This is a genomic window from Bradyrhizobium sp. (assembly GCF_049519115.1).
Taxonomy (GTDB): domain Bacteria; phylum Pseudomonadota; class Alphaproteobacteria; order Rhizobiales; family Xanthobacteraceae; genus Bradyrhizobium.
In genome coordinates this window covers 1-12,011 of sequence record NZ_JBEKRB010000048.1, presented here as the reverse complement: position 1 = coordinate 12,011, position 12,011 = coordinate 1, and the positions used below count along the sequence as shown (strand labels likewise).

At 60.3% G+C, this 12,011-nt stretch carries 9 protein-coding genes; 3 read left to right on the top strand and 6 right to left on the bottom strand.

Annotated elements, in window-relative coordinates; translation table 11 throughout:
- Positions 1 to 113: 113 nt before the first annotated feature.
- Complete coding sequence (locus ABSE61_RS28135) at positions 114 to 1,427, bottom strand: LLM class flavin-dependent oxidoreductase (RefSeq protein WP_423874425.1); 1,314 nt, start codon at positions 1,425 to 1,427, stop codon at positions 114 to 116.
- 349 nt (positions 1,428 to 1,776) lie between these two features.
- On the opposite strand from ABSE61_RS28135, the gene ABSE61_RS28130 reads away from it, so the two are divergent.
- Positions 1,777 to 3,210 carry an FAD/NAD(P)-binding protein gene (locus tag ABSE61_RS28130; protein ID WP_423874424.1) on the top strand — a complete coding sequence of 478 codons (1,434 nt, stop codon included), beginning with the start codon at positions 1,777 to 1,779 and terminating at the stop codon, positions 3,208 to 3,210.
- Positions 3,211 to 4,193: 983 nt separating this feature from the next.
- On the opposite strand, the gene ABSE61_RS28125 is transcribed toward ABSE61_RS28130, so the two are convergent.
- The 5 genes from ABSE61_RS28125 to ABSE61_RS28105 are packed head-to-tail and all read right to left on the bottom strand — an operon-like array spanning position 4,194 to position 8,928.
- Positions 4,194 to 5,270, bottom strand: a complete 1,077-nt coding sequence (locus tag ABSE61_RS28125) for a branched-chain amino acid ABC transporter permease (RefSeq protein ID WP_423874423.1) — start codon at positions 5,268 to 5,270, stop codon at positions 4,194 to 4,196.
- Between the two features lie 12 nt (positions 5,271 to 5,282).
- On the bottom strand, positions 5,283 to 6,152 hold the full coding sequence (locus tag ABSE61_RS28120; protein WP_423874422.1) for a branched-chain amino acid ABC transporter permease: 870 nt from the start codon (positions 6,150 to 6,152) through the stop codon (positions 5,283 to 5,285).
- Between the two features lie 4 nt (positions 6,153 to 6,156).
- The gene (locus ABSE61_RS28115) at positions 6,157 to 6,858 is read right to left on the bottom strand and encodes an ABC transporter ATP-binding protein (RefSeq protein WP_423874421.1); all 702 of its coding nucleotides are present in this window, start codon (positions 6,856 to 6,858) and stop codon (positions 6,157 to 6,159) included.
- 3 nt (positions 6,859 to 6,861) lie between these two features.
- Entirely contained in the window at positions 6,862 to 7,581 is a 720-nt protein-coding gene (locus ABSE61_RS28110; RefSeq protein WP_423874455.1) for an ABC transporter ATP-binding protein, read from the bottom strand.
- Positions 7,582 to 7,599: 18 nt separating this feature from the next.
- Positions 7,600 to 8,928, bottom strand: coding sequence for an ABC transporter substrate-binding protein (locus ABSE61_RS28105; protein ID WP_423874420.1), 1,329 nt, complete (start codon positions 8,926 to 8,928; stop codon positions 7,600 to 7,602).
- Positions 8,929 to 9,065: 137 nt separating this feature from the next.
- On the opposite strand from ABSE61_RS28105, the gene ABSE61_RS28100 reads away from it, so the two are divergent.
- Positions 9,066 to 9,854 (top strand): IclR family transcriptional regulator domain-containing protein, encoded by a 789-nt coding sequence (locus ABSE61_RS28100; RefSeq protein ID WP_423874419.1) that lies wholly within the window; start codon positions 9,066 to 9,068, stop codon positions 9,852 to 9,854.
- 117 nt (positions 9,855 to 9,971) lie between these two features.
- Entirely contained in the window at positions 9,972 to 11,558 is a 1,587-nt protein-coding gene (locus tag ABSE61_RS28095) for a 4-hydroxyphenylacetate 3-hydroxylase N-terminal domain-containing protein (protein ID WP_423874418.1), read from the top strand.
- Positions 11,559 to 12,011: the final 453 nt, after the last annotated feature.

Genomic DNA, 12,011 nt, shown 5'->3' with positions numbered 1-12,011 from the left:
ACATATTGGCCGATTTAAGAAAAATAAGAAAATCGTTCCTCATATCGGTTTGCTGACAGATCAAATAACCTCATTTGCGGACTGCCTGCGACAGCAGCATTCCGCAAGTACGCTCAGGTCTGCAGGTGTCCTCGTAGGGTCGACGCCGTGTAGTCCTGTCTAAATACGTCCAGCCGCTGCAACTCCGGGACCACGCCATCCACGAACTCGGCAAAGGAGTCCGGCAGGAAGGCCGGCGAGATAACAAAGCCGTCGGCATCGCCGGACGTAAAGATATCCGCCAATTCGTCGGCGATTTGCTTCGGCGTGCCGCAGAGTTGCGGCACCAGCACGCCCTCTCCGTATTTGCGGCCGATCTCGCGCAAGCTCAGCGAATTATCCTTGGCGATCCGCGACGCCATCGCGATCAGGCTCTGGGTGCCCGTGCTCTGTAATTGCTCGACAGGTGCGTCGAGGTCGAGCGTGCTGAGATCGACATTGGAATGCGCCGCAAGGGTCGATAGCCCGACCATGGGATCGACGAGCGAATTGGCGATGTCGCGCTTTTGCTGCGCTTCTTCGCGGGTCCGTCCGACAAACGGCATGATCGCTATCAGCGATTTGCAGGCTCCCTCCGGCCGCTTGAGCCGTTCCGTCTCCTCGCGAACGCCTAGCGTCGATCGTTTCATGTGCTCGCGGGTTGGCGAGATGTTGAAAATAACCTCCGCCCATTTCACTGCGAAAGCTCGTCCCCGATCTGATGCTCCCGCCTGGATGATCACTGGCCGCCCCTGCGGCCCCCTGGGAATGTTGAGCGGACCGCGCGATTTGAAATAGGCGCCGTTGTGATTGACGTAGTGTACCTTTGCCGGATCGGCATAGATGCCTTTGGCACGATCCAGCCGCAAAGCGCCCTCCTCCCAGCTGTCCCACAGCTTGAAGATCAGCTCCATGAACTCCTCGGCGCGATCGTAGCGCTGATCGTGGCTGAGATGGCTTTCGACACCGAAATTCTGCGCCTCACTGTCGTTCATGGAAGTGACGACATTCCAGGCTGCGCGGCCATTCGACAGATGGTCGATCGTTCGAAACTCGCGGGCGAGATGATAGGGTTGATCGTAGGTGGTCGAACGAGTCGCACCGAGGCCGATGTGCCGCGTGGTGGCCGAAAGCGCACCCAAAATCGGCACCGGATCCATGCGGGTGGAATCCTGATCGCCGTGGCGAATCCCGACTTCCTTGTCGTTGCCAAATCGGTCGGCAACCGCGAGGCGGTCCGCAAAAAAGATCAGGTCAAATTTTCCCTGCTCCAGCTTACGCGCCACCTCGACGTAATAGTCGGTGGTGAGAAACGGCACCTCACGCGCCGGATTTCGCCAAAGCGCATGACTATGGGCCACTGGGCCCGCGATCAGAAACCCGGCAAGATTCATATGGCGGGACGACAACGGCATTCCTCCGCGGATGTTGGACCTTCAATTCTACTGAAACGTCCACCCTTATGATTTGAGGAAGAATTCCTCCCGAAGCAATCCCGAAAAATTCTCTTACAAGGATCAATGAAGGAACTGCCTTCTTACACGCTGCGCACGGAGAGAAGGAATGACTATTGAAGTGCGCAAGGACGATTTCATCGGCCGGTCTGTTCGCTCGTCGCAGACCTTCTTCGAAATGTTTATACTATTGAAACGCGCGCTGGTGGAACGATCTTGTCATTTGCCTCCGTCATTGAACGCTACGCATTGTCGCCGCGTTTGTGAACAATGGTGCATCATCGTTGCGGGGGGACTACGTCAGATGGTCAGGCGGCATGCGATCATTGTCGGAGGCGGCGCGAGCGGCGTACTTCTTGCTTATCAATTGCTGCGCTTGGGCCGCCGGGCATTCCGGGTGACGCTGATCGAACAGCGCCCCGAGATCGGGCGCGGACTGGCTTATCATACCGGCAATCCGGACCACCTGCTTAACGTGCGTGTGGCCAACATGAGCGCACTGCCGGACGATCCCGATCATTTCTGGCGTTGGCTGTCGGCTCGGGACACCTGTCGATGCGCGGATCGCTACTGCTTCGTACCAAGGCGCGTCTACGGCGACTATATCGCCAGCCTGATCGGGCCTCTGGTTTCCCGGGGCGATGACGCGAATGGCCTGAGAATATTGAACAGCGAATGCGTCTCGATCCGCGAAAACGCCGACGGTGCCGTGGTCGAACTCGCAAGCGGCGCGGAACTCGCCGGCGACGTTGTTATTTTAGCCACGGGACATGACGCCAGAAAGATTCGCGCTGCTTGTTACGCCGATCCCTGGACGCCGCCGTCCGCCGCAGGGATCAGGAAAGACGGCTCGGTTTTGATCCTCGGGTCCGGCCTCACAATGGCCGACTATGTGCTGTCGCTGTTGCGTCACGGCCATACCGGACCCATCGTTGCCATGTCGCGGCGCGGGCTGATGCCGAAGGCGCATCGTCGGGTGCCTCCGCTTGCCATCGACAAGCTACAAGTACCCTTTGGCGCCAGTGCCAGCCAATTGTTGCGCTGGCTACGACATCTCGTCGACAGCCATAGCGCGCAGGGCGGGAACTGGCGCAGCGTCGTGGACGGATTGAGGCCGTTCACACAACGTCTCTGGCGCGAGCTTCCACTCGAGTCCAGACGGCGCTTCCTCGAACACGCCCGCGCCTGGTGGGATGTCCATCGACACCGCATGGCGCCCGAGGTCGAGTTTACGATATCGAAGGCGGTCGCGGACCACCAATTGACCTTGACGGCAGCGAAGATCGTCGACATCTCGCCGAACTCTGCAGGGGCGATGGTCCGGTATCGCCGGCGCGGCCAAGTCGGGATTGAGAGCCTTGAAGTTGACGCCATCGTCGACTGCACCGGGATCGTCAAGAATCCTGCAGCAACCGGCAATCCCGCGGTGCGCAGCCTGTTCGACCAGGGGTTGGCGCGGAGCGATCCGTTGCATATGGGCATCGAAGTCGCCTCCGATTGCGCGATTGTCGATCGCCAGGGGTTGCCGTCGCAGCGCCTGTTTGCAATCGGCCCACTAACCCGGGCGGCTTTCTGGGAAATCATTGCGATTCCTGACATCCGCAACCAGTGCGTTCAGCTCGCCGAACAACTGGTCCGGAATGCCGATCAGGTCTCGGAATCTGTATTTACTCCGCCGGTTACGTCGTTGCCAATCCCCTCCTCCAAACGGAGAGCCGTACTCGTCGGTCACCATTGATGCTGCTTCGCGGGCGAGGCTTTCCGGTGGCTGGGTGCCGGTATTTGCTGTTGTGATTGCGCTCGATGTGCTCGCCGCAGCGCTGGCCTTTTTCGCTCCAAAAACGATGCGGGCTCGCCGTAGCATCATCCACGCCGAGATTCCAAGGCTGATTTAAGTCGACAGGCGCCAGAAACAAAACCTGGCGGGTACTCTTTCGGTATTTCTGACAAGTGAGTGCCTGGCTGGCGACGCAGTGCAGGTCGCACCGGTCTCAAGCCAAATTCCCTGCAAACTGGGAATTTTACAGGGAAAATCACGATTTCGGGCCGCAAAGCGAGAATTATAGAGCCCAAACCGCTGTGCCGCACGGACTTTTCGGTGAATTCCCTAAGCAAATCATCAGGGAGTTTTTCCGAAGAACAAGGATTTTCAAGCGGATAGCAGGGAATTTTCGCGGCGGATCTGGGGCGTCCAATTCTTCTACGCGTTGACTGGCGGCCCACCGACGAGAAGCGCCTTATCCTGAAGGAAAAGCCGAATGCCAAGCTCGCCATGCTTCCCTAGGACGATGACCATCTCCAAAGCCCGAAGGCGGTAACAAGGCGGCGTCGATGATAGTCGCAGAGGACGCCTATCAGTCGCCCTGCAACCGCAGGCTCGTCGGGTCGAACGGACTAAAGCAGCCCCTTTTGTATTGGGTTGAGCGTTTAGGGTGGTTCCCGAAGGTTCAAAAAGCGACGACAAAATCAGCCTAAATCCTCAACAATTTGAACGAACTTTCTGACGAAACAGCGGTTTTTGTCCCTCGATTTATCAATAGGTTGTAGGCGCAGTCAGAATTGGACACGTCCATCAAGCCGATCGCTAGCAGTTTCAATCGCGGCCGGAAACAGACGCCGGGCACAGCCCCACCCCGCTTGTGATTTCCCTAAGCCTTTGGTGGGTTAGAGTTTCACCGGCATGTGCTGCTCCGCTCGCAATCCTGCTTCGCTCATCATGAGTCACCGGCCATTACTGTCGTTAGCGTGGATGACGAGCCGGCGCCGCGTTGGAAACAGCGTCACATGATAGCGCTCGGAGACGAAACCCCAGATGCCCTTGGGCGCGAACAGCATCACGAAAATTCCAAGCGCGCCGAGCACAATGAGATACCAGGCGCCAAAGTCGGCGAGATAACGCTGCATCAGATAGAAGACCACGGCGCCGACCATCGGACCTTCGATCGTGCCGATGCCGCCGATGACCGTCATGAAAATGACGTAGGCCGTCCAGTCGAGCACCGAGAAGGCGGCATCTGGCGAGATCCGCGCCTTCTGAAGATAGATCATCGCGCCGATCATGCCGGTCATGGCGGCGGTCGCGACATAGACGCCGAGCCTGATACGGTAGATATCGACGCCGAGGCCGGCGGCAGCCAGCTCGTTGTCGCGGATCGCGCCCAGCGCAAGCCCGCGGCGCGAGCGCAGCATGCAATAGGCGAGCACCAGCGTGCCGGCCATCAACGCCAACACCAGCCAATATGAGACGATGTCGCGCGCCGCCGGCGTGCGGATATTCATGAGCGCCTTGATCCACTCGATGCCGGGCACGGATGAGGTAACCGACGGATCGAGCGACGTGCCGGTGCCGCCGCCGAGCGCCCTGAATTGGGCGAACACCAGCCGATAGACCTCCGCCACGACCCAGGTGCCGATCGCAAAATACGCGCCGCGCAGACGGAACACGATCAGCGCCGTCGGTAACGCCAGTGCTCCGGAAATCAGGCCCACGATCGGGATCGCGATTAAAGGATTGATGCCGCCCGGCAACGTCAGCGCGAACAGCAGATAGCCGCCCAATCCGACAAAGGCTTGCTGGCCGACTGAAATCAGCCCGGCATAGCCCGCCAGCAGATTCCAGCATTGCGCCAGCGCCATCATATAAAACAGAAAGATCAGGTTCTGGATCAGGTCGCGGTTGGCGATGAGCGGCAGCAACGCGGCCGCGAGCAGAACGCCACCTATGATGATGGTGGGGACGAGCGAGGCGGAGGTCTCGATCCGAAACGTTGGCACCGGTTTGGCTGAGGGAACGTCCATCGCCACTTTCCCTTAATCCAGCGCGCGGGGAAACAGCCCGCGCGGCCTGAGCACCAGCACGACGAGGAAGGCGAGATGCCCCGACAGGATCTGCCACTCCGGATTGATGTGGGCGCCGATGGTCTGCGCCACGCCGAGCACGATGCCGCCCGCGAGCGTTCCCCAGAAGCTGCCGAGGCCCCCGATGATCACGGCCTCGAACGCATAGAGCAAGCGTGCGGGGCCGATGGTTGGATCGAAATTCGCCCTCAAGCCGAGATAAAGTGCTGCGATCGCGATCACGGCGAAGGCAAGCCCCATGGCGATCGCAAAGATGCGGCCGACGTCGATCCCCATCAGTTGCGCGACTTCCAGATCGTCCGAGGTCGCGCGGAACGCCTGCCCGATCGTGGTGCTGTAGAACACGAAGTTGAGGAACATGATCACAGCGATCGCGCTTATTAGCGTGAGCAGCGGGACAACGCCCACCGCAATGCCTCCGCCAAGCGCGATCGAGGCGGTTTCGATCGTGCCAGACCTCAGGCGCACGCTGTCGGCGGAGAACAGCTGCAACAGCCCGTTCTGGATGATGATCGAGAGCCCGAACGTCACCAGCAGCGGCGGCAGCAAGTCGCGCCCGAATGTGCGATTGAGCAGCAGGTGCTGAAGCGCGTAGCCGACCGCGAATAGAACCGGAAGCGCGATCAGCGCGGCGGCGAAAGGATCAAGGCCGAGATGATCCGCGACCAACAGAATGGTGTAAGCCGCAACCACGATGAAGTCGCCATGGGCAAGATTGACGAGCCGCATAACGCCAAAGATCAGCGACAACCCAGCGGCGAACAACGCGTAGAGGCCACCGAGCAGAACGCCTTGGATCAGTGCATCGAGCCAGCCGGTCATTTCTTCATTGCCCAAAATAGGCGCGGTGAATGGAATCGCGTGTCAGGTCCCTGGGGCGCCCGGCCAATGAGAGCCGCCCCTCCCGGAAGCAGTAGACGCGATCGGCCACCTTCATGGCCTGAACAATGTCCTGCTCGACCAGCACAATGCTGGTGCCGTCGGCCTTGATCTGCGGAAGCGCCGCATAGATGTCGGCGATGACGATCGGCGCGAGCCCGAGGCTGATCTCGTCGCAAAGCAAAATGCGGGGATTAGACATCAAGGCGCGGCCGATCGCCGCCATCTGTTGTTGGCCGCCCGACAGCGTTGAAGGCGCGGAAGATCGCCGCTCTTTAAGGATCGGAAACAGCGAGTAGACGCGATGCAGCGTCCATGGCCCCTGTGCCTTGTTGCCGTAGCTGCCGATCCGCAAATTTTCCTCCACCGTCAGCGACGGAAATAATCTCCGTCCTTCAGGCACGAGCGCGATGCCGAGCTTGACGACGTCGGCCGCCGTGCGTGCGCCGATCGGCGCGCCGTCGAGCAGCACGCTATCGGCTGAAGCGGGAATGAGGCCGGCGATGGCCTTGAGGAAAGTCGATTTACCCGCGCCGTTCGCGCCGATGATCGCAATCGTCTCGCCTTTCTCCAGCGCCGTGTCGATGCCGTAGAGCGCCTGGAAGTCGCCATAAAACGCCGTGAGCTTGCGGGTCTCGAGTAGCGGCATCGGTCAGGCCTCGATGCCGATATAGATCTGACGCACTTCAGCAAGCTGCATCACGTCGGTTGGCACGCCTTCGGCAACCTTGCGCCCAAAATTGAGAACGACAAGCCGTTCGACGACCGCGTTGAGCGCATGCACGACGTGCTCGATCCACAGGATCGCAACGCCGCTGCGCCTGATGTCGTTGATGGTGCCGACGAGTTCCAGGCACTCGCCTTCCGTGAGACCGCCGGCGATCTCATCGAGCAGCAACAACCTTGGTTCGGTGGCGAGCGCGCGCGCCATCTCCAGCCGCTTGCGCTCGAGCAGAGTCAACCCGCCGGCAAGCGTGTTCGCGCGCTTGAGGAGGCCGAGCCGCTCGAGAATCTCGCCGCAGGATTGCGCCGCCTCGCGCTCGGTCTTGCCGCGCCCATAGACCGCGCCGACCAGGAGATTCTCGAACACGGTGAGCTTTTCGAACGGTTGCGGAATCTGGCGGGTGCGGCCAAGACCGACACGGCAGCGTGCTTGCGGCGATACGCTTGCAAGGTCGCGGCCGTCAAAACGGATATGGCCCGCCTCCGGCGAGAGATCGCCGCCGATCAGGTTGAACAGCGAGGTCTTGCCCGCGCCGTTCGGTCCGATGATCCCGACCGCCTCGCCGGGCGCAACGGTAAGATCGAGGTCATCCGCGACGACGATCGAGCCGAAGCTTTTCCTGAGATCGGCAACATCCAGCAGCATGATATGCGATACGGTGCGTGATCAGGCGATCGCCTCCATCTTGCCTCCGACGGGAATCGCCGGCGCCGTCTTGTTGTCGGTGATGACGATGTCGTATTTGCCGTCCTTCAAACGCCACTGGCCGCCGACCAGCGGCGTCTTGGCGACGTTCTTGGCGGCAAACGGCGGCAGGTTCGCCCCGCCCCATTGCACCTTGCCGACAACCGTATCGAGGTTGGTCGAGGCAATGCTGGCGGCGATCGCCTTGGCATCGCGATCCGGCGTGCGCTTGAGCACATCGACCGCGAGTTCAAACAGCGCATGCGCGAAACCAATCGGCTGCGTCCACTGTTTCTTGGTCGAAGCTTCATAGGCGGCCGCGAGATCCCTAGCGCTGATCCCGGTCAGCGAGGACTTGAACGGATGGTTCGGCGTCCACCAGACTTCCGACGACAGGTTGTTCCCGTCCTTGCCCAAGGCTTCGACAGCGACCGGAAACAGGATCGCCTTGCCGATGGACGCGACCTTCGGCTTGAACCCCTGCTGCAACGACTGCTTCCAGAACGTGGTGAAATCCGGCGGCAGCACCACGCCGGTGATGATCTCGCAACTGGCCGACTTGAACGCGCCGATCTGCGCCGAGAAATTGTCGGTGAGGTTCTGGTAGCGGCCGGGATCGGTGAGCTTGTAGCCTTGCTTGTCCAACACGGGCGGGAAGCCGACAACCTTGTCACCCCACGCATTGCCGTCGCCATCGTTGGGAAACAGTCCGCCGACGGATTTGTTGGTCGCGACCTGGCCCCACATATTGGTGTAGACGGCGATGACGTCCTCGAGCCCCCAGAAGAAGTGATAAGTGTAGTTGAAGCCCTTCCAGGCCGGCGGTCCGCCCGCAGGATTGGCCTGACGGCCGATGAACCAGGGCTGCCACGGCGCGACGGTGGAGATGCACGGCACCTCCTCGATCTCGCATTGAGTAGAAACCGGGTTTGTGGTTTCGGGCGTCGACGCCACCAGCATCAGATCGATCTTGTCCTGAACGATCAGATCCTTCGCGACTTCGGCGGCGCGGTTCGGATTGGACTGGCTGTCCTTTACGACCACTTCGACCGGCACGGTTGCGTTGCCGACCTTGATCCCGGCCTTGGTCGCTTCCTTGAAATGGCTGATGATGAAGTTGTCGGCCTCCGCGAACGCCGCCAGCGGACCGGTGAGCGGCGAGACATAGCCGAGCTTGATCGGGCGCGTTTGCGCGATCGCCGGCGACTTCAATCCAACTGACAGCATGGCGCCTGACGCAGCCGAATATTTCAGGAGCGTGCGGCGATCGATCGAACGACGATGAATCAAATTGGTGTTGTGGCAGCTCATCTGCGCGTCCTCCCCTCTGGATGCGCCGGATTCTCATTTCTGTCGATTGACAGGCGGACCGGCGTTCGATATTCGAACAAACGTTCGTATGCCGACCAGTCTCGGCCAAGGTCCTTAGGGAGTCAACAGGCCGCCTCATGCCGCAAACGCTAGAGCCAAGCCAAGGCGACCACCATGACAAGGAGTTCATGACGACGCTCGCCAAGGGCCTCGCGGTGCTCGGCGCGTTCGGACGGCAACGGCCGACGATGACCTTGTCGGAAGCAGCACAAGTGGCGGACCTGTCGCGGGCGACGGCGCGGCGGGTGCTACGGACCCTCAACCAGCTCGGCTATGTCGAGCAGGACGGCCGGACCTTTTCGCTATCGCCGCGGATCCTCGACCTTGGCTTTGCGTATCTGGCGACGCAAAGCTGGATCGATCGCGCGCTGCCTTTGATGCGCGAACTCAGCGAACGCCTCGGCGAATCCTGCTCGGCCGCGATCCTGCAAGGCAACGACATCGTCTACGTCGCGCGCGTGCCGGCCCGCAGAATCATGTCGGCGACGCTCTCGGTCGGCAGCCGATTGCCGGCGTTGCACACCGCGCTCGGACGCATGCTGTTCGGCTATCTCGATGAAGCCGAGATCTGGCGGCGGCTGAAGTGGCAACGCATCGAGGCCTACACGCCGCAAACCATCACCGACCTTCAGGCGCTGTTCGACCGCATTCGCGACGATCGTAGACAGGGATTCTCGATCGTCGACGAGGAACTCGAACGCGGGTTGCGCGCACTCGCCGTGCCGGTGCTCGACCGCAACGGCCAGGCCGTCGGCGCCATCAACCTGTCGACGCATTCGACGCGGACGACGCGCAACGAGATGCGCGAACTGTTTCTCGCCGAACTCAATCGCCTCGCGAGCCAGGTCTCCTCGATGACGTTCTGAGTAATTCCGGAAACGCCCTCCCCTTGCCAATCCGCAGGCTCGGCCGTATCGTCGCGTTAAGTTCGGAATACGGACAATAGTTCGATAATCGAACATATTCATCGGGAGAGTACGCGAATGGCAGGCAAGGGGAACGGGTCACAGGCAAGCTCGCCGGAGAACACCGGCAACGTCAAAGTCAGCCGCCCGCAAACCGGAGCGGAATATCTGGAGTCGCTGCGCGACGGCCGCGCCGTCTACATCTACGGCGAGAAGGTCAAGGACGTCACCACGCATCCCGCCTTCCGCAACACCTCGCGCATGGTCGCCCGCCTCTATGATGCGCTTCACGGCGATCGCAAGGACAAGATCCTGCTGCCGACCGACACCGGCAATGGCGGGATGACGCACGCCTTCTTCAAGGCGCCGAAAACCATGGACGATTTGATCGCCGGCCGTAACGCGATCGCGGAATGGGCCAAGATCACCTATGGCTGGATGGGACGCGCGCCGGACTACAAGGCCGCGTTCCTGGCGACACTCGGCGCGAATTCCGACTTCTATGATCCGTACCAGGAAAACGCAAAACGCTGGTACAAGTTCAGCCAGGAGCGCGTGCCGTTCATCAATCACGCGATCATCCATCCGCCGGTCGATCGCGATCGGCCGCCGAACGAAGTCGCCGACGTCTGCTGCCATGTCGAGAAGGAAACCGATGCCGGGCTCATCGTGTCCGGCGCCAAGGTGGTTGCGACCGGGTCGGTGCTGACGAATTTCACCTTCGTCGCGCATCACGGCCTGATGCCTTTGCAGGACAAGAAATTCGCCGCCGTGTTCATGGTGCCGACCAACGCACCCGGCGTGAAATTCATCTGCCGCACGTCTTACGAGATGAGTGCGGGCGTGATGGGAAGTCCGTTCGACTATCCGCTCTCGAGCCGGCTGGATGAAAACGACGCCGTGTTTATCATGGACAAGGTGCTGGTGCCCTGGGAAAACGTGTTCGTCTATGGCGACATCGAGAAGGCGAACAACTTCTTCCCGCGCACCGGCTTCCTGCCGCGCTTCGTCGTGCATGGCTGCACGCGGCTCGCCGTAAAGCTCGACTTCATCAGCGGGCTTTTGTTGAAGGCGACGGAAGCCGCCGGCACCAAGGATTATCGCGGCGTGCAGGCCAATGTCGGCGAGGTCATCGCCTGGCGCAACCTGTTCTGGAGTCTGTCGGACGCGATGGTGCGAGATCCGAAGCCATGGATCGGCGACTATCTCTTGCCGAACATGGATCCAGGCAACGCCTACCAGATCATCGCCACCATGGCCTACACCAAGGTGAAATATCTGATCGAGCAAACCGTCGCGTCCGGGTTGATTTATCTCAACAGCCATTCCAGCGACTTCAAGAACCCCGAGATCCGCCCCTATCTCGATCGCTACCTGCGTGGCTCGAACGGCTACAAGGCCGAGGAGCGCGTCAAGCTGTTAAAGCTGTTGTGGGATTGTATCGGCAGCGAATTCGGCGGACGGCACGAACTCTACGAGATCAACTATGGTGGTTCGACTGAGGAAATCCGCCGCTACTGCCTGTTCGGCGCGCAAGCTTCGGGGAATGCCGACCGCTTCAAGGGCTTTGCCGAGGACTGCATGGCAGAATACGACCTCGACGGATGGAAAGTGCCCGACCTCACCGACCCCGGCGAGCTCAGCTATCACATGATGAAGAAGTAAAGACTCGCGAAGATCGGGAGCGGCTCCTCCCGATCTTCAAGGAGATCGAAACAAGATGAACAAATCCGTCTCATCTTCGTCCTATGCAGGCCACAGCCCTGCATAGCGTCCCCATCGATCCCAAGCGACCAGCAATTTCCCTAAGCAAACTATCAGGGAAATTTTTCCGAAGAACAGGGAATTCTAAGCGGATAACAGGGATTTTTCGCGGCTGTAAGCGTCACTTTCTTACACGCTTGTTGGCCGGTTTAGCCGAGGTTCGAACAGCCTGTCCTCGTCCGCTTCAACCCCAAAAGCGGACCTTCACCGACAGATCGAAGACGTCGGCTTTGTGCCGATTTTGTTGCAGAAGTCGGCTGCACCGATGGGTGCGCGGCAGTCATCCGGCTGAGATCGCCCGGCTTTGTCTGCCGGCGTTGACGCTCTCTACGCAACTTCGACGCTACGCAGTGC